Source organism: Rossellomorea sp. DUT-2, assembly GCF_052665285.1.
In genome coordinates this window covers 340,635-358,556 of sequence record NZ_JBQPEO010000001.1, presented here as the reverse complement: position 1 = coordinate 358,556, position 17,922 = coordinate 340,635, and the positions used below count along the sequence as shown (strand labels likewise).

Below are 17,922 nucleotides of genomic sequence, written 5' to 3'. Positions count from 1 at the left end.
CTTTAAGATTTAGGTAGATAAATGTGGAAGATGGTTCCTTCCCCGACGATACTCTCAACCTGAACGATTCCTTTATGCTCTTTAATAATTTTAAAGCTTACCATCAGACCAAGTCCAGTTCCCCGTTCCTTCGTTGTGTAAAAAGGTTCACCAAGCTTTTTAATCTTATCCTTTGATATCCCGCCGCCCTGGTCTTTTATGCGAATGTGAATCATTTCATCATCCGTCTCTTGGATCTGGATGGAAATGAACCCACCGTCCGTCATGACTTCAATCGCATTCTTGATGACATTAATGAATACCTGCTTTAACTGATTGGGCTCTGCGATGATGGTCGGGAGGTCCGCTTGGTAGCTCTCCTCGTACTGAACGTTATGCATGACTGCCTGAGCACTTAATAGTTCAACGGTATCTTTCATGATCCTGATTAAATTCGTTTCTTGATATTGAATTGCCTGTGGCTTTGCTAATACCAGAAACTCAGTTATGATGGATTCAATTCTCTGAAACTCAGAAGTAATCACATTAAAGTACATCTCATGATCTTGACCCACACTATTTTCCAACAATTGAATAAAGCCTTTAAGGGCGGTCATCGGATTTCTGATTTCATGGGCAATCCCTGCAGCAAGCTCCCCAACCACACTCAATGTATCTGACTTTCTCAATTGCTCTTGCATTTCAATTTGTTCTGTAATGTCACGAATGATCGTTAAGTTTAAATTAGAGAGCAAATTGTACTTGGATGACAGCTCAATGTATTGAACCTTATCCCTATGAGAAGTCAATGTTTTTAAAAATGTCGCCTGCCCGTCTTCTTTCAATTGTTGTAAGTATTCATCATATGATTCTTCACCGGGTTCTATATTCAATATTTCACGTACATCTTTACCAATTAAGTGATCTTTCTCGATATCAATGATCTTACTCACTTCAGGATTTGCGTCTACGACAACATAATTGTGATTGGTAAGAATCAGGCCGTCCAGTGAACCTTCGAAGATCTTCCTGAACCTCTCCTCGCTTTCCCGTAATTCCTTCTCCATTTGATAACGCTCACTGACATTTCGGAAGATCGTCATATTATACCCATCAACAGAATGAAGCTTAGAAGTGAATTCCAAATGCTTCAACTGATTGTTAGGCATTAGAAACAATACCTCATCCCTTACAGCACCGCTCCTGTTTAACTGCTCCATGACCAAATCAAACTTTTGGCTTTCAAGAGGATAAACAAAGTCACGAATCCTTTTGGAAAGAAGCTCTGAAAGGGAGCATTCAAAGATCTTCAAGGCAGAAGTGTTAGCTTTAAGTACTCTGCCATCCTGATCCCATAACACGATCGCATCAATCGCTTCTTCAAATAAACCTTTAAACAACTCTTCGTTCCGTTTTAATTGAATCTCCATCTGCCTCTTCTCGGTTACATCCCTAAGAATGGCCATATGAAGCTTGTGATGCACATACGGACTTGTCGTAAATTCAACAATTGAAATGCTGTGTGATTTCTTTATTGGAATTTCCCCACGGGCTTTTTTGTTTTGAGCAATCAGTTCTTTTATCTTTTCAACTTTATAATGGGCATTTTCAGGGATAAATGAGCTTATGTTCCTGTTTGTGATTTCATCCTTTTCCAATCCGACCTGTGAACTGAACGCCTGATTCACGTCGTTAATATTTCCTTCAATATCAAAGAGAACGATTCCTTCTGATGCATTCTGAAAGATATTCGATAACAAATGGACATTCATATGATCTTTCCGCTCTTTTTCCTTTAGTGCCGTTACATCCTTGAAATACAGATAGGCATTAGGGGAAATGGTCGATTTTTTAAGTAATAGTTCAATATGGATGATTTTCTTATCACTAATATTCATCAAAGTTTCATCTTCAAGGTTCTTTCCTGATTCCATTACTTCCTGATAATGAGCCACAATCGGGGCAGGAACTGAAGAAAAAAAGTTACTGAACAGCGTGCCTGCAATCCTTTCCTTTGAGGTCTCGAGCGTTTGACATGCTTCTTCATTGGCAAAGACTATTTTCAACTCTTTATTGATCACGAACATCGGCATGGGTGATGCTAAGCAAATTTCCCTATCGACGGGATGACATTCTTCCTTATTCAGCTCTTTCTCCAATTCACTACTATTAGTCATTTCTTCATCCCCCTACTATTTTAAAAGACAACTATTGGCTCAGGTCATTATAGAGTTCGCATAGCTTCCCATACTTTTGGTGATAATTAACAGTGAAATTCATGTTTTACTCATTGTATCCTAGGGTAAGAATGAATTAGGATAAATCTTTTCTAAGAGATGGTGAAGATATGAAACAGCGTGACTATTACTTCGATAATGCCAAATTCATTTTGATCTTCCTGGTTGTATTTGGACATTTGATCCGGTCCTATATAGAAAGCGATCCCTTTATCCTTTCTCTGTACAAAACGCTTTACACCTTCCACATGCCAGCCTTCATTCTTGTGGCAGGGTTTTTCGCAAAAGGATTTTATAAAAAGGGATATATTCAAAAACTGGCGAAAAAGTTAATACTTCCTTACATTGCGTTTCAATTGATTTACACGGTGTATTACTACTTTCTTTATCAGAAATCAACATTTGAAGTGGATCCACTTAATCCGCACTGGTCATTATGGTTTCTCATCAGTTTATTCTGTTGGAACGCATTATTGTATGTTTTCATCAAGTGGTTTAAGTTCAAGCCCGCCGTCGGTCTGACAATCGCTTTTTCCATCGGGCTGCTTGTAGGATTTGCTGATGTAATTTCAAACTATCTAAGTCTGTCCAGAACATTTGTTTTCTTTCCGATTTTCCTGATGGGCTATTATTTGGATAAGGAGCACTTCGAATATTTTAAAACGAGTAAAGCTCGTATAGTGGCAGGTACATTATTTGTTCTCGTATTTTTGGGAATGTATTTCATCCCTGAATTCTCCGATAAATGGTTACTTGGCTCTAAGCCGTATGGAGACTTCGAAGGGAACAACACCATTAGTTTAGCGGTCAGGGCATTTGTTTACCTGCTGAACGTTGTGATGGTCTTTAGCTTCTTTACCTTTGTCCCTACGAAAAGAAGGTTCTTCACTAAATGGGGCAAAAATACGCTCTATGTATACTTGCTCCACGGCTTTCTTATCCGATTATTCAGGGAAAGCCAGCTGAAGGATACCATTGATCCCACTACGAGTTTATTAGTCTTACTCGGTGTGTCATTGGTTCTGACAATGATTTTCTCGACAAAGCTATTCACAAGCCTAACGCAACCGATAGTGGAGTTTAAATCAACCAAACTCCAGAAACTTCTTTCAAAAAGAGAAATGAAAACAAGATAAACCTCACTAGAAAGGGCTGACCCAATAGCAGACACGGGTCAGTCCCTTTTCATGAGTATCTATTCTCTTAAGGTATACATCGATCATCCTTCTACACAATTTTCAAAAAACTAACTATTTTATTATACTATTCGTAACTTTTCCTTAAATTCCTTCTAATACTTACAATAAATTTAATTTCATTCCAGACAAACATTGAGCTTTCTCTCTTCCTTAGATAAAATGATAATCAGTACGGTTTGTATTAGATGTACGAACATCTCGTATATGTTGGAAAATATGGTTTACAATGGTTCACATGGCTCATCCATGTGAGGTTAGTATAAAAGGAGCTTATTTATGAAGAAAGTCGTTTTAAGTACGTTAAATGCAAAATATATTCACACCAATCTGGCCATTCGTTGTCTGAAGGCCTTTGCAGAGCCCGAACATGAGATAGAATTGGCTGAATACACCATTAAGGATCCCACCCTTAACATCGCTAGTGACTTGTTCTCGAAAAAACCTGATATTATAGGATTCAGCTGTTACATTTGGAATATCGAAGAGACGATCAAAGTGATTAAGATCCTTCGTAAAATCCTGCCTGAGGTAACCATTGTCCTGGGAGGTCCGGAAGTCACATATGATGTTCCCTACTGGTTGGAGCGGCTGGAAGACGTTGACTTTATCGTGATCGGTGAAGGGGAAGAATCCTTTAAGCAGTTATTGGATGAACTGAATGGTGACAGGGACTTTTCTAAGGTCCATGGAGTGGCTTACTTAGCAGATGGAAAGCAGGTCATCAAGCCACAGCAGAATAAAATTGATCTAAGGGAAGTACCTTCACCGTTTCGCTTTCAAGAAGACCTGCCTCAATTGGGTAAAAGGGTGACGTATATCGAGACAAGCAGGGGTTGTCCATTTCGTTGTCAATTCTGTCTCTCTTCGATCGAAGTAGGTGTTCGTTACTTTGACAGAGAAAAGGTAAAAGATGACATTCGATTCTTAATGAAAAATGGCGCAAAAACCATTAAATTTGTGGATCGTACATTCAATATCAGCCGTAGCTATGCCATGGAAATGTTTCAATTTCTAATCGACGAACACTTACCTGGAACCGTCTTTCAATTTGAAATCACAGCCGATATCATGAGACCCGAAGTCATTGAATTCCTGAACGAAAATGCCCCAGCAGGGTTATTTCGCTTTGAAATTGGAATCCAATCAACAAATGACGAAACGAATGATCTTGTGATGAGAAAACAAAATTACTCGAAACTGACTAGAACCGTTACGATGGTCAAGGATGGAGGAAAGATCGATCAGCATCTGGATTTGATTGCCGGTCTGCCTGAAGAGGATTACAATTCATTCCGGAAAACCTTCAATGATGTATTTGAACTGCGTCCAGAGGAACTTCAATTAGGATTCCTGAAGATGCTTCGCGGTACAGGCTTAAGGATTCGTGCCAACGATCATCAATATACGTACATGGACCATTCACCTTATGAAATCCTCGGCAACAATGTTTTATCCTTTGATGATATCGTTAGAATCAAACAGGTTGAAGATGTATTAGAAAAGTATTGGAACGATCATCGTATGGACCGGACGATCGAATATCTGGTGACCGAATGCTTTGAAACACCATTTGATTTCTTCCAACTATTCGGCTCTTACTGGGAAAATCGTGGTTGGTCAAGAATCGGACATCAACTGGAGGATTTGTTTAAAAGGTTGCATGAGTTCTTATTTACAGAGACAAACTACAACATTTCGATTATTGAAGGTCTAATGAAACTGGATTATTTGGAGAATCAGAAGTACAAACCAAGAAAGCCTTGGTGGACACATGAATTGACGAAAGAAGAAAGGTCTGCAATTTATCAAACCTTGCTGTCACAACCATCTATCGCAGGTGAATCTTTCGCTCGGCTAAACTTAAATGAAAAGGAAATGTATAAGCATACACTCCTTGAAACGATTCAATCGAAGGATGGACAAGATCAGTTTGTATTAGCTTATTTTGAGCCAGCCTCAGGTCAATCTACCGTATTTGAGTTTGACCGACAATCTGTTTCACAATAAACAAGAGAAAAATGTTAAGCGAACCGCTTAACATTTTTTCTTGTTTTCTTTTGCTTTTGGCTGTTTTTGTGTCACTTCCAGGATCTTAGCCGCATTAACATCTCCAAATTCCTGACCAAATTCTTCACGGAAAGATTGTTTTTTATCCTTCATCAGCTTCTACCCTTCATCCCTTTAGAAGAGTTTCTATTCTTTCCCTTAGCTGGATCTTCTCCTTGTGAAAATTCAGCGGAGAATTCTGCCTCTTGCTTATTCTTTAAAGGTGTTTGATTGTTCTTTTCAGCAGCATTATGCTTAGCTTTACGTTTCATCATTAACTCATCTCCTTTGTAACCTTACTTTCCCCACCCGATACTCTTTCCATTCCAATAGAAATATGATTTTGGCTGCGAAAGGTATTCCATTACTAGAAGAAAAAGTCTGAATAAATGAAGCATTTAACCAAAAACTATGCAAAAATGCTAAACGAGGATATAACATGATACTTGTCTTCTTATTTTGTTACGCTTTACTTGGATGGAAATTCGGGAATTGGAAAGATTTTTACAGCTATTATCCAACATTGTTGTTTTTTATTATTGGAGATCTACTTTCACAATTTCTTTTGTATGACTACTCTATGTGGAAATTCCATGCGATTACAGCACTCGGGGATCACATCAGCCTGAATCATACGATCATTTCCCTATGTAAAATGGTTGTTCAATACACCTCAACCATTTCCATCTTTATCGGCAGGCTCCCCTCGACATACCGGGGAAAAATAGCCTGGATACTATTGTGGACGGGTATTTATGGTGTGTCGGAAGGCTTATCCCATTTACTTGGAATGATGACCTATCACAACGGCTGGCATTTGGGATGGGATATCCTATTTAATATCATGATGTTCACCGTACTCATTGTTCATCATAAAAACCCGTTGGCAGGATGGATTATATCCTTCCCCATCATTCTCTTCCTTTGGATTTACTTTGATGTCCCCTATTCTGTGCTCAAATAAAAAAACGATGCGGCATGCATCGTTTTTTTATCCAATAATGACCCTTTCCTTTGGATAATGATATTTGGTTGTTTTTTCTTTTCCACCTATCATAAACAAGAAGGATAGAATACCGACACGTCCTATAAACATGAGTGCTATAATCACGCTCTTTCCAATTGTAGAAAGATCAGAAGTGATTCCCAATGATAAACCTGTGGTTCCAAAGGCTGAAGCTACTTCAAATATTATTTCAATCAGACTGTGGTCTTCTGTAATCGTTAGTATAACGACCGACACAAAACACATAAGGACGGCCACCATCGTAACGACCAGGGACTTAATGATGTCTTGTTCGTGCACTTCTCTCCTAAAGACCTTGATCGTTTTATTGCCCCTGGCGAAGTGGAATAAGAACAAAATATTCAGGGCAAAGGTCGTTGTCCTAATTCCCCCACCCACTGAGCTTGGAGAGGCCCCAATGAACATTAAGGCACTCAATACCAGTAAAGTAGGAGTTGAAAACTCTGCTACATTCATGGTAGCAAGCCCTCCACTCCTCGTCGATGAAGATTGAAAGAGGGAGTAAAAGAAAGATTCATGCCAAGTCATACCTGAAAAAAATCGATCATACTCGAACAACCATATAACCAACGTACCGAATATTAATAATATACCGAATGTAATGGTCGTAATTTTAGTGAATAATGAGAAATGATGTTTGCTTCTTTGCTTGTTCAATAAAAAGTCTTTTGTCTCGATTAATACCGGAAATCCAATTGCTCCTAAAGTGAGTAGGATGATCGTGATGAATTGGACAAAATAGTCATTTTTAAAAGGTATGAGTGACTGACCAGTTATATCAAAACCAGCGTTAGTCGTCGCACTTACTGAGGCAAATAGTCCTTGTGTAAATGCTTCCTGCCAGCTTGGATAGTAACTCAGGAAATAGCCCCCTAATATAAACGCACCGACTAATTCAATCACAATAATGAGTAATAATATTTGTTTCAATAGATGAACAAGACCCGACAAGTTGGATTGATTTTGATCCATCATAATCAATCGTCGTTCTTTCAAACCAATTTTCTTTCCTACCAAGAGCCAGAAAAAAGTTCCAAGGGTCATGATTCCAATTCCACCGAACTGTAAAACAAATATCAATAAGAAAATCCCTACTGTGTTAAACGTATCCGCAGTACTAACAACCGTCAAGCCGGTTACGCTCACGGCACTGACAGAAGTGAAAATAGCATCAATAAAACTCCACTCTGCCCCGGGTTTATGGGCAAATGGTAAGCTCAAAAGAATCGTTGCCACAGTCACAGCGATAAGGTAAAAGGTCACAATGACTTGAGCTGGAGTCAATTTATTCAAATTTAATCTAAGTTTATACCACATATCTGTTTTTCCCTTTCAAGGTTATTTCCTTTTCTATCTTAATGAATATGTACGAAGAATGAAAGGAAAAATGGGTAATTTCCTATATGTTTATTCTTTCTTTAAGGAAAGCAGCTTAAACCATCAAGTATCAGTGATTCATTTCCTCCCATACAAACTATACAATTTCGGCGAAATATTACCATTCATGTTCGGAAGAAATAAGACAAATAATAGTACTACAGAAACATCATTGTTTCAAGTCTACTACTAAGGAGGAAACAACCATGGCTAGAAGCAGTAATAAATTACTCGTTCCCGGTGTTGAACAATACCTTGATCAAGTGAAATATGAAATCGCTCAAGAGTTTGGTGTGACACTCGGATCAGATACAGTAGCTCGCTCTAACGGATCCGTTGGAGGAGAAATTACAAAACGACTGGTTAAACAAGCTCAATCTCAACTTTCCGGACAACAAACTAAATAATATTGGCTTGGGGTAGCTGGATTAACCAGCTACCCCTTATAAATGAGAACGACCCATTCAATAAATGGGTCGCTGTTTATTAGTCTTTATCTTTTTTATTCTCTTTTTTTTCTTGATGATCATTTTTCTTTTCTTCGTTATTCTTTTCGTGATTATCACGGTTTTCTTTGCCTTTGGTTTGATCTTTATCTCCCTGTTTAGAAGAACCATTGTGTTTCCCATTGGACTCATTCCATTTGTGGTGGTCAGAGGAATTATTTTTGCCCTGGGATTGTGCAGGTTTTTCTTGAGGCTTATTTTCATTTGACAGAGGTTTATTATTTTTTGGATGGTTCTCAGGTTTCGATGGTTTCTGCTTCTTCTCTTCAGATGGTACCTCCACATTTTGACTCTCGACCTTTGAATTCCCCTCTTTCTTCATTCCCTCTTTGAGCACATCTTGCTCTTTACTATCCTCTACAGGATCCCTTGCTGGTTTCGGTGTTTCAACTTTTTCAGTTTCCCGTAATAAAGACCCAGCAGTCATTCCTTTATCAGAAGCTTCTTCTCTCATTTCCTGCGATGTTTCTTTCACCGTAATGTTCATGTTGTGGTCTGAGCTATACTCTTGAACAAACTTATTTAGTTCGGCAACCAAATCACCTTCATGCTGACCATTTGAAGCCTCAATAAATGAAGAGGTGATGAGAACATTCTGATTCTCTTTTAAATATCCCATTTCTTCACATAAGAGGAAGATTTCCTCTGTCACTTCACTTACATCCATGTTTTCCCAGTCAACTAACTCTTTTAGAAGCACTTTGGCATCTTGATTGTAAGGGGTAATCTTGATCACCTGTTGTTTTTCATTCAGTGTCAATTCCATACTTGGGTTTATATCGACAGACACATAGGCATATGCCTGGTTATTCTGTAAGAATCCACTTGAAAACAGGGTGAGGATGATGATTATAGTTGTTAATAAGGCAGTCGATACTTTCCAATTCCATTTAATAGATGGTTTGGCGATAGCAGTTTCATGATGCAAAGGAAAGAAAGGAATTTCATCTCCTATTGTATAATGTTGATTGGGCTGCCTTCTTCCCGTCAGAAATTCCCCTTCTGCCGTCATCATAACGAGGATATCACGTCTAATTTCCATAATAATCCCATTTTTCATATCTCTAACCGCCCTTTTAAGTAATCCCGTAAATACACATAATCTCCAATAAGAATAAGAGTAATGGCAATAATATATTTTCTATTTCTCTCAATTGTTTTTCTACTAACGTTTACCTGTTTCTCTAATTTTTTTATAGGTAATCGTTTCTTTTCAAGGAGGTACTCCAATAATTCCTTGGAATTCACCACCGTTTTAGCAATGTCAATGGCATTCAGTCTGGCATCTTCATGCTTAGGTGATTGTTCGACCAGCTCATGGAAGGATAATTTGAAGTGAGAAAGATGTTCTTGGAAAGAGATGATCTCTTCACGCCTCTGCTTTCCTACTTGCTGCTTTCCATATTCTTCAACAGAAACGATTTGCTCGATTGTTAAATTCGGAGTCTCTTCATCGTCCTCAACCAGACTCATGTCGATGCTCACATCCTGATACCTTCCATTTTTTCTGATATAATCAATTACTTTCCGTTTGATGATTACTTCAGAAAAACTAATGATGGATGACCCTCGCTGATGATTATATTTTAAGATAGCGTCATGAAAGGCAATAAGACCGATGCTGAATTCATCATCACTTTCATAGATATACCGCTTGCAGACTGAAGATACCGTCTTTTTTATAAATGGCTTATAGTCTTCCAGAACTATGTTCAGTAATTGTTCATCACCATTTTGTATTCGTATCGCCATGTCTTCGAGCGTTTGTTTCTTCTTTTGTTTGGCTAGTAAAATTAGTAATACATTTAGCATCAGTCTCACTCCATCCTGCACACTATTATACTCATATGAAGTTGATATTAAAAGGATAATAGAGAGGAAGGGGTACTGCTTAAGTAATCTTTACAGATGCATTCAACTCAGCAAATGAAGTATTACTTTAAGTTCAGCATCCCCTTCAAGACTGACGAATCATTAGTTTCAGCCTATCCTGAAGCTATTGCTCTATACTTAGTCTTTATTGTGACCCTTGCCGTTTTCTTTTCCGCTTTTACTGTTATGACCCTGTTGTTCCTTCTGTTTTGAAGCTGGCTGATGGTGTTTCTTTTCTTCTTTAACATCATGACGAGCTTGTTTTTCCTCGTTTTTCATTTGTTTACGAACTTCTTTTGCTTCATTTTTCTCTTGCTTTTGTTGTTGCTTTAGTTCTTTTTTCGCTTCTTTTTCTACATGCTTAACTTTTACTGGAGCAGTCTTTACTGCTTGAGGAGATTCCTGAGTTGTTTTTTCAGCTGTATTCTCATCATTTGTTGTATCGGTTGGTGCTGATTCCTCAACTGGTGTTTCAGGGTCTTCCACTACCAATTCATCGGATTCTGTTTCTTCTTGAGCATTTGCTTTTTTAGCCGATTTCTCTTCAAGTTTTGCAAGCTTTTCGGCTAATTTCATATAACTTTTTTCAATATTTTTTTGAAGGGCGGCTTTCGCTTTAGGGTTCTTCACTTTCTCCAGATTAGCTTGAAGTGCAATGATATTTTGTGACATTAATTCTTCCATTTCCGTCATTTCATCCGATTTTTCTTCGGAATCTGATTCTTCTACCGTTTCTTCTTTATTACTTTCTTTAGTTTCTTCCGTTTCAATGTTTTCCTCTTCGGTATTCGATTCATCTGTGGTTTCGTCCGCTGACTCTTCCATTGAATCATCCTCAGAAGCTTCTTCTTTCTCACCGTGTGATGATTCGTCTCCAGAACGTTGAATCATTTCAATGGCATGATTGATTGCTTCGATGGCTTCCTCTTCTTTTCCTTCTTCAAATAAAGCTTCTACTTCAGCAAGCCTTTCTGCTGCATACTCTGCAAGTAATTTTGCTTCTTTCGCATCATCCATCGTAAAGGCAAGCTTCACTTTCTCTAAAGCAAGCTTAGCAAAATAGAAGAAATCACCAGGAAGTAATGATGGGGTTTCAGTCTTTTCCAGTTCTTCAATTTCTTTTTTAGCAGAATCAATCATGGCTTCGTCATTCACTGCAACGCCTGTACTGGCCTTTTGCTCAATTGTAACCGTGTCGAACGTTTTTTCATCGTTATTCGCATAAGCCAATGAACCTGAAAAGCTAATAGATCCTGCTACTAATACAGCTAAAGATGATTTCATTAATTTGGAATGTTTTGTCATATGTACACCTCGGAAGTTAAAGTTTTATTGGTCGATCGATCGCCTTATTAAAGGAGTTACGTTAAGAGAATTTTTTTTGAGGGGGTTTATACAAATAAAAATTGAAAAAGTTCTCATAAAGGAGCGGGATGGTAAACATATGCTTCCTCATAGAAAAAAAGCTAACGTGAATTTTTCTCACGTTAGCTTTCGATTTTTCTTTATTCGGCTTTGGCTTCTTTGGCTTCTTCTTTGGCTTCTTCCTGTTTTGCTTTCTTTCGTGATAATAAATATCCTCCAACTGATAAAAGGATTAAAACGGTCCAGAAGACGAGCTTCCATGGCTTCGATTCAGGAAAATGATGATCCAGGATCGCCACATCAGGATGAGCAAGCGTAAAGACAGCCAGCTTCACCCCAACCCAACCAACAATTAAAAACGCCGCTGATTCCAGTGTAGGATATTTCTCCAATAGCTTCACAAACCAAGTTGCAGCAAATCGCATGATCACCAAGCCGATGATTCCACCAAGGAACATGACGATAAACTGACCTCCATCAATTCCACCGACATCAAACCATCCCGTTGGCTGCAAAGTAACCGCTAAAGCTACGGCAGCTAACATGGAGTCAACTGCAAAGGCGATGTCTGCAAGCTCTACCTTCAATACCGTCGTCCAGAAACCTGAGCCCTTGTTAGACTCTGACTCGACAATTCCCGTATCTTTCCTCTTTTTAACAAAATGATGAATCGACACATAGAATAAATAAATGGCACCGATGGCTTGAACCTGCCATACATTCACTAAGAACGAAATGAGGAATAGTGCAGCAAATCTAAAGACAAAAGCTCCCAGCAGACCATAAAAGAGTGCTTTCTTTCTTTGCTCTACCGGCAGATGTTTAACCATGACTGCCATAACAACTGCATTATCGGCAGCCAGAATTCCTTCAAGACCAACAAGGATGAGCAGCACCCAACCATATTCCAATAACATTGAAGCATCCATTAATGTAAGTCCCTCCTATTTACACAGTTAGTTTTCCAATAGGCAAGGATTTTTATAAAATAAAAAGACCCTTGCCTAAAAAAGGCAAAGGTCTTGCTGAGCATAATCAATATGCCAACAAAGCCGATGGAGTAATCCATGAACTGACGACTTTGTTTAGGTATGACACCTATAGCTACTCCCCTTTGACAGGTAGAAAACGTTTAAGTTGTATAGCCATATCTTACCTCATAAAGGACGTTTCGTAAAGAGATAAAACTTAATGGATTCTGATGAGGATTGATCGAATGATTAGCCCAAGTACCACCCCGGGAATCACAAACAACATCGGCAAAAAGATAGGTCCGATAAATTCACCAAATAAATATACCTTCGGAGAGTACATCAAGCCAACGGTCACCATATAAGCAGACAACACAAAGGGTAAAAATATATAAGGTTCTTCCTTGGTTTGAGCAAGCTTATAAGCATCCCACATGGCAAACATATAAAGACATGGATAAAACATCAACCATTGATAATCGATGACAGAAGCTGCTTTATGGGTTTCTCCTAAAAAACTATACATAATCCCTTGATTAAAGTTACTTTGGACATTGATGATAATCTCAAGAAGCACAAATAATGTTCCCTTAAACCAAAGTCCAACCAGTAATTGCGGAAAACCAGGGAGAGCAATGCTCCATAGAATTCCTTCTAATTTTGTAATAGAAGTTTTCATGGGCATCCCAGCAATGGGCGTTGAAGGGAATGAACTATAGGATGTATGTACCGGATTGGATCTTGCGTAAGGGAAAATGACATCTCGAGAATCCTCCTATTGATGCTTCTCCCATTATTTTTACCATTTCCCTCCCAATTATTACGAGGATTAAGATACTATCTGACAATCTTCATGAATACATCCTTAATTAATCTTCACATGTAATTTTTGGTTCGAAGAATGTTCAAGATAAAATTCAACCATTTTTTCAATTTGACTTGAGAGGGTTGGGCATTGAATGTGAGATCCCCTTAAGTCTTCTTGAGCATATTGACAATTAAACCTTCCTTCAAGTGTAAAATAATCAAGCGCTTCACGTTCTACCTTCAAGTATCTGCGTACAAACCGAAAGCCCAGTGCCCAATTGGAGAGAGACAAGGGAATTTTTCCCCGAGGCTGTTTTTTGTACATATGCCATAGAATCTGTTCATACACTTCCTTTACCGTCACTGGTTGTGGATCGGTAAGGTGATAGGTTTTTCCTGTTCCTATTCCTTCATGGCCGAGGTATATCGAAGCCCGGACGACATATTCGACGGGAACGATATTGATAAGGGCATTTCCTTCTCCGAGAAAGGGTATCCAAGGTAAAAAGGATAATCGCTTAAACATATTCATAATAAAATACGGACCATCAAACTTAACTGTCTCACCCGTCTTTGAACATCCTTTAACGATACCCGGACGGATGATCGTAATCGGCAGGATTCCCTTTAGTTCCGAAACGTATACCTCTGCTTCATACTTTGTCTGTTCGTAGAAATTATTAAAGCTGTCAGGATACAGAAGCTCCTTCTCATAAACCTCTCCTTTACGTGTACCGGCCACAAACGCAGTAGAGAAATAAACATATCTCTTTAATCGGTGAAGAGTTTTACAGAAAGTATTAACGTGTCGTGTTCCCTGGACGTTTACTTTATATGCAAGATTTTCAGGCACGGCAAGATCATAGATGGCAGCCAAGTGCCAGACATACTCCACTGTATCGCGTATTTCAGCTATGTTCCCCTCTGACATTCCAAGATCAGGTTGTGTAATGTCCCCCTGCACTAAAATGAGGTCGGTTCCCTTTTTTCCTGCAAGCTTACCGGCTAATTCCTCTGCTTCTTCAGTCATAGTGGACAAATGGAGCAAGTAGATCGATGATGCCTTCTCTTGACTAATTAATTCTTTCACAATATTAAGACTCAAAAATCCTGGAAACCCCGTGATTAAATAGTTCCCTTTCTTCATATCGATTCCCCCCGCCAAGGACTGCTTTCAAAATGGGTAACAAAAAAAAGCTAACCTGCAGTCTAAGGTACCTGCTCGATTTGAGGAGATGACTACTTAGCTGTCAGGTTGGCTCGTTTGACTTTGACTATTCTTTATTACCGTATGCTTCACGATTTCTCTTCATTCTTCTCGTTTCCTTATCAAAGAAACTGTATACGATCGGAATGACATAAATCGTTAACAGTGTGCTGCTTATTAACCCACCAATGACGGCTATACCCATCGGCTGATTGATCTCAGTACCTTCCCCGAGTCCCAGGGCAAGAGGTAACAAGCCAAGTATAGTCGTCAATGCGGTCATTAATATCGGCCGTGCCCGGTCTTGAACCGCTTCAACAATACTATCAAAGCTATTGATTCCTGATTCTTTACGCTGGTTGATGTAATCGACAATCACAATCGCATTGTTAACAACAATGCCTGCCAGGACAATGACACCAATGATCGCTGAAATGCTTATAGGTGTTTGAGTTACCGCCAGCGCTATTGCGACCCCGATGACCATGAGCGGAACTGTAAACATAATGACGAATGGATACTTAAATGATTCAAACTGTGCAGCCATGACCATATACACAAGAACAATTGCCAGTCCAAGTGCAAGTGCCATATCGTCAATGGAGTCTTCCAATAACTCCCTGTCACCACTGAATGAAACCAATGTCTCGTTCGGAAGTTCCAAAGATTCTATCTTCTCATCCACAGCTTTCGAGATTGCCCCGAGATTGGTGGACGAAGAATACTTCAAAGTGAATTGAACTGCGTGCTGCTGATCGATTCTCTGTATACTGACAGGACCATCTTCTATCGAAAAATCCACTACAGAATTTAATTGAATATACTTCCCTTGTCCGTTAGGGATAAGTAGTTTCTTCAGGGAGTCCAGATTCTCCGTAATATTACGGTCGTATTGTACGAAGACGTTTATGACATCAGACGCCTCTGTAACCATTTGAGTCGCCAATACACCTCGTGTTACATCCTGTACAAGGGTGCCTATCTGAGCTGGGGCCAACCCTTGTTCGAGAGCTTTGTCACGGTTCACTTTCATTTGAACTTCTTTGACCGTTTCCATTTGATCCGTCGTCACTTCTGAGACGTTTTCCATACCCTTCAAAGAATTGAATAATATATCGACAGATTGATCCAATCGATTTGGATCTGTATCCCTTAAATTGAACGTCAGGGTTTGAGGGCTTGAACCTGATGTTGACTGAAGGTTAAAAGAAATTTCCGATGAATCATTTACCTTTTTCGCAGCTTTTTCTATCTCAGGTTTTACTTCATCTGCAAAAGTGAATATGGATCTCTCACGATCTTCTAAAGGCTTCATTTTCACGTACACTTCAGCAATATTCCCTTTTGAACTTCCTCTAAAGGACTCTTCCTGAGTTGTACCGACCAGGCTTACAAAAACATCGACATCTTTTTCCTTTTCCAGCCTATCTTCAATTGCATTTACAACTTTGTTTGTCTCTTCCACGGATGCTCCATTATCTAATTCGACCCTCATATTGAAAAAACCTTCATCCGTAGGAGGTAAAAACTGTGTTCCTACTGTCGTTAAGCCGAAACCGCCAGCGACCAGAGTGAGTGCCGTAATAAACAGGACGATGAATCTGTGACGAAGGGCCCACTTGATAGATCTGGCAAATGTTTTTCTGCTTTTTGAGCGCCTGCGCTTCGCTTCGAGATTTCCTTTAGGCTTCTTCAATAATCTGCTTGCTAACATCGGGATGACCGTTAAGGCTACAACGAGGGATGCTAATAAGCTAAAAGAAATGGTCAGGGCAAATTCGGTAAATAATTCACCCAGCAAACCTGAAATAAAGACAACAGGTAAAAACACTGCAACTGTTGTTAAAGTAGATGCCGTAATGGCTCCACCCACTTCTTTGGCTCCGATACTCGCAGCCTCTCTCGGTGTTTTCCCAAGAGAAAGGTGCCGATAAATATTTTCAATTACAACAATGGCATTATCCACAAGCATTCCAATTCCAAGGGCAAGTGCTCCGAGAGTCATGATATTCAAAGCAAAATCAGCAAAGAACATTAAGACAAATGTAACGATGACAGAGTATGGAATTGCCACACCAATGATTAACGGACTCTTTACATTCTTTAGGAATAGAAATAGAACAAGCATGGCAAAAGCCCCGCCAATGATAAGGGAATTTGCAATATTTCCTATCGCTTGTGTAATGTAGTCCCCCTGATCAAAGAGAATGTCTGCTTTGATTGATTTGTATTGGTCTTGTTGAAGTAGACGATCCAGCTCATCTTGAAAGGCTTTTGAAACAGAAGCCGTGTTTGCGTCGGATTGTTGTAACACACTAAAAAGGATGGCAGAGTCCTGATTGGCACGAGTGATCGTATTCGTGTCCTGCTGTTTCTTCTCAACAGCCGCCACTTCCCCAAGGGTAATCTTCTTACCATTTTGAGGATTCACTTGGAGCACCAATTTTTCCAGCTCATCAACGGACTGTAATTCACTCATAACACGAGTGGTTAAGGTTAGTCCATCAGTTTCTATGGTATCCCCAGGTGATGTTACATTATTTGCTCTAATTGTGTTAATAACGTCAGATTGACTTAGACGATTATCTTTCAGCGCTTGTTGATTTAATTCAATGACCACTTCATCCTGGAGTGAACCAGAAACGTTTACATTGGCCACTCCTTCAACCCGCGTTAATTCCAACTTCAAATTCTCAGATAGCGTTTTTAAATTACTTTCCTTACCCTCTTCACGCAAAGAGAATTGAATGATAGGAAATTGGGCCGGATCGAACTTAAGAAACCTGGGATTATCCGCCCCATCTGGAAGTGGAGTTTGATCTATTCTTTGAAGTACATCATTTTCTATCTCATCAATGGAGGTTGTCCATGAAAATTCAAGGAGAATGAAGTTCGAGCCTTCCCTGGAAGTAGATTGGATGTTTTTCATTCCTGGTAAAGTGGACAAGCTCTCTTCCAGTGGTTTTGTCAACTTTTCCACCACTTCTTCAGGACTTGCGCCAGGATAATTAGTCACGACGACCCCAACTGGAGGATTCAGATCAGGAATGAGCTTTAATGGGATTCGGAGGAGGGAAACTCCTCCAAGAATAAGAATGAGTAGCATGGTGACAATGGTGAATACAGGACGGCGTATGGAAAAATCACTAATTTTCAAACGGGCGCTCCCCTTTCTATATCTATATCTATATCGTTCACTACGGTACGGAAGCAGTTAATGTTAACTATAGTCTCTTCAGGAAAATCCTTCAATATTAAAGCGGCTACAATAGAAAATGTTCACAAATTATTCACCTCGATAAATAAATACACCTAATCTGTAAACACTA

General features: G+C 39.2%; 15 protein-coding genes and 1 riboswitch. Of the genes, 4 read left to right on the top strand and 11 right to left on the bottom strand.

Annotation, left to right across the window (positions count from 1 at the left end; all coding sequences use genetic code 11):
- Nucleotides 1–2: 2 nt before the first annotated feature.
- Complete coding sequence (locus tag ACOSV2_RS01870; protein WP_428973722.1) at nt 3–2,156, bottom strand: PAS domain S-box protein; 2,154 nt, start codon at nt 2,154–2,156, stop codon at nt 3–5.
- A 170-nt stretch (nt 2,157–2,326) separates the two neighbouring features.
- Between ACOSV2_RS01870 and ACOSV2_RS01865 the strand changes: the two genes are divergently transcribed.
- Nucleotides 2,327–3,352: an acyltransferase family protein gene (locus ACOSV2_RS01865; protein WP_428973721.1), complete on the top strand. Its 1,026-nt coding sequence runs from the start codon at nt 2,327–2,329 to the stop codon at nt 3,350–3,352.
- Nucleotides 3,353–3,691: 339 nt separating this feature from the next.
- A complete protein-coding gene (locus tag ACOSV2_RS01860; RefSeq protein ID WP_428973720.1) occupies nt 3,692–5,422 on the top strand; it encodes a B12-binding domain-containing radical SAM protein in 1,731 nt (576 codons plus the stop codon).
- A 27-nt stretch (nt 5,423–5,449) separates the two neighbouring features.
- Here the strand turns inward: ACOSV2_RS01860 and ACOSV2_RS01855 are convergent, their stop codons facing one another.
- Both ACOSV2_RS01855 and ACOSV2_RS01850 read right to left on the bottom strand, forming a co-directional pair.
- Nucleotides 5,450–5,575: a hypothetical protein gene (locus ACOSV2_RS01855; RefSeq protein ID WP_258549568.1), complete on the bottom strand. Its 126-nt coding sequence runs from the start codon at nt 5,573–5,575 to the stop codon at nt 5,450–5,452.
- Complete coding sequence (locus ACOSV2_RS01850) at nt 5,575–5,736, bottom strand: hypothetical protein (protein ID WP_428973719.1); 162 nt, start codon at nt 5,734–5,736, stop codon at nt 5,575–5,577. Before ACOSV2_RS01850 ends, ACOSV2_RS01855 begins: the two co-directional genes overlap by 1 nt.
- 164 nt (nt 5,737–5,900) lie before the next feature.
- On the opposite strand from ACOSV2_RS01850, the gene ACOSV2_RS01845 reads away from it, so the two are divergent.
- Nucleotides 5,901–6,425 carry a CBO0543 family protein gene (locus tag ACOSV2_RS01845; RefSeq protein WP_428973718.1) on the top strand — a complete coding sequence of 175 codons (525 nt, stop codon included), beginning with the start codon at nt 5,901–5,903 and terminating at the stop codon, nt 6,423–6,425.
- 27 nt (nt 6,426–6,452) lie between these two features.
- Here the strand turns inward: ACOSV2_RS01845 and ACOSV2_RS01840 are convergent, their stop codons facing one another.
- Nucleotides 6,453–7,805 carry a TrkH family potassium uptake protein gene (locus ACOSV2_RS01840; protein WP_428973717.1) on the bottom strand — a complete coding sequence of 451 codons (1,353 nt, stop codon included), beginning with the start codon at nt 7,803–7,805 and terminating at the stop codon, nt 6,453–6,455.
- A 266-nt stretch (nt 7,806–8,071) separates the two neighbouring features.
- Here ACOSV2_RS01840 and ACOSV2_RS01835 point away from each other — a divergent pair, with 266 nt between their 5' ends.
- Nucleotides 8,072–8,272: an alpha/beta-type small acid-soluble spore protein gene (locus tag ACOSV2_RS01835; RefSeq protein WP_044337619.1), complete on the top strand. Its 201-nt coding sequence runs from the start codon at nt 8,072–8,074 to the stop codon at nt 8,270–8,272.
- A gap of 79 nt (nt 8,273–8,351) precedes the next feature.
- Here ACOSV2_RS01835 and ACOSV2_RS01830 read toward each other — a convergent pair whose 3' ends face one another.
- The 7 genes from ACOSV2_RS01830 to ACOSV2_RS01800 all read right to left on the bottom strand — a co-directional run bounded on the left by ACOSV2_RS01830 (nt 8,352) and on the right by ACOSV2_RS01800 (nt 17,750).
- A complete protein-coding gene (locus ACOSV2_RS01830; RefSeq protein WP_428973716.1) occupies nt 8,352–9,431 on the bottom strand; it encodes an anti-sigma factor domain-containing protein in 1,080 nt (359 codons plus the stop codon).
- The gene (sigI, locus tag ACOSV2_RS01825) at nt 9,428–10,183 is read right to left on the bottom strand and encodes an RNA polymerase sigma factor SigI (RefSeq protein ID WP_428973715.1); all 756 of its coding nucleotides are present in this window, start codon (nt 10,181–10,183) and stop codon (nt 9,428–9,430) included. Before sigI ends, ACOSV2_RS01830 begins: the two co-directional genes overlap by 4 nt.
- Nucleotides 10,184–10,381: 198 nt before the next feature.
- Entirely contained in the window at nt 10,382–11,548 is a 1,167-nt protein-coding gene (locus ACOSV2_RS01820) for a hypothetical protein (RefSeq protein ID WP_428973714.1), read from the bottom strand.
- A gap of 200 nt (nt 11,549–11,748) precedes the next feature.
- Complete coding sequence (locus ACOSV2_RS01815) at nt 11,749–12,537, bottom strand: TerC family protein (protein WP_397553817.1); 789 nt, start codon at nt 12,535–12,537, stop codon at nt 11,749–11,751.
- Nucleotides 12,538–12,635: 98 nt separating this feature from the next.
- Nucleotides 12,636–12,733: riboswitch (yybP-ykoY riboswitch) on the bottom strand.
- 63 nt (nt 12,734–12,796) lie between these two features.
- A complete protein-coding gene (locus tag ACOSV2_RS01810) occupies nt 12,797–13,258 on the bottom strand; it encodes a hypothetical protein (RefSeq protein ID WP_324747893.1) in 462 nt (153 codons plus the stop codon).
- A 186-nt stretch (nt 13,259–13,444) separates the two neighbouring features.
- Nucleotides 13,445–14,533: an SDR family oxidoreductase gene (locus ACOSV2_RS01805; protein ID WP_428973713.1), complete on the bottom strand. Its 1,089-nt coding sequence runs from the start codon at nt 14,531–14,533 to the stop codon at nt 13,445–13,447.
- Nucleotides 14,534–14,660: 127 nt separating this feature from the next.
- A complete protein-coding gene (locus ACOSV2_RS01800; RefSeq protein WP_428973712.1) occupies nt 14,661–17,750 on the bottom strand; it encodes an efflux RND transporter permease subunit in 3,090 nt (1,029 codons plus the stop codon).
- Nucleotides 17,751–17,922: the final 172 nt, after the last annotated feature.

Bases quoted from the DNA above. Each gene is read 5' to 3' on its own strand.
- ACOSV2_RS01810 (WP_324747893.1), bottom strand. From the start codon at position 13,258: ATGAAAACTTCTATTACAAAATTAGAAGGAATTCTATGGAGCATTGCT.
- ACOSV2_RS01865 (WP_428973721.1), top strand. From the start codon at position 2,327: ATGAAACAGCGTGACTATTACTTCGATAATGCCAAATTCATTTTGATC.
- ACOSV2_RS01820 (WP_428973714.1), bottom strand. From the start codon at position 11,548: ATGACAAAACATTCCAAATTAATGAAATCATCTTTAGCTGTATTAGTA.
- ACOSV2_RS01815 (WP_397553817.1), bottom strand. From the start codon at position 12,537: ATGGATGCTTCAATGTTATTGGAATATGGTTGGGTGCTGCTCATCCTT.
- ACOSV2_RS01870 (WP_428973722.1), bottom strand. From the start codon at position 2,156: ATGACTAATAGTAGTGAATTGGAGAAAGAGCTGAATAAGGAAGAATGT.
- ACOSV2_RS01840 (WP_428973717.1), bottom strand. From the start codon at position 7,805: ATGTGGTATAAACTTAGATTAAATTTGAATAAATTGACTCCAGCTCAA.
- sigI (WP_428973715.1), bottom strand. From the start codon at position 10,183: ATGCTAAATGTATTACTAATTTTACTAGCCAAACAAAAGAAGAAACAA.
- ACOSV2_RS01830 (WP_428973716.1), bottom strand. From the start codon at position 9,431: ATGAAAAATGGGATTATTATGGAAATTAGACGTGATATCCTCGTTATG.
- ACOSV2_RS01845 (WP_428973718.1), top strand. From the start codon at position 5,901: ATGATACTTGTCTTCTTATTTTGTTACGCTTTACTTGGATGGAAATTC.
- ACOSV2_RS01855 (WP_258549568.1), bottom strand. From the start codon at position 5,575: ATGAAGGATAAAAAACAATCTTTCCGTGAAGAATTTGGTCAGGAATTT.
- ACOSV2_RS01805 (WP_428973713.1), bottom strand. From the start codon at position 14,533: ATGAAGAAAGGGAACTATTTAATCACGGGGTTTCCAGGATTTTTGAGT.
- ACOSV2_RS01850 (WP_428973719.1), bottom strand. From the start codon at position 5,736: ATGATGAAACGTAAAGCTAAGCATAATGCTGCTGAAAAGAACAATCAA.
- ACOSV2_RS01860 (WP_428973720.1), top strand. From the start codon at position 3,692: ATGAAGAAAGTCGTTTTAAGTACGTTAAATGCAAAATATATTCACACC.
- ACOSV2_RS01835 (WP_044337619.1), top strand. From the start codon at position 8,072: ATGGCTAGAAGCAGTAATAAATTACTCGTTCCCGGTGTTGAACAATAC.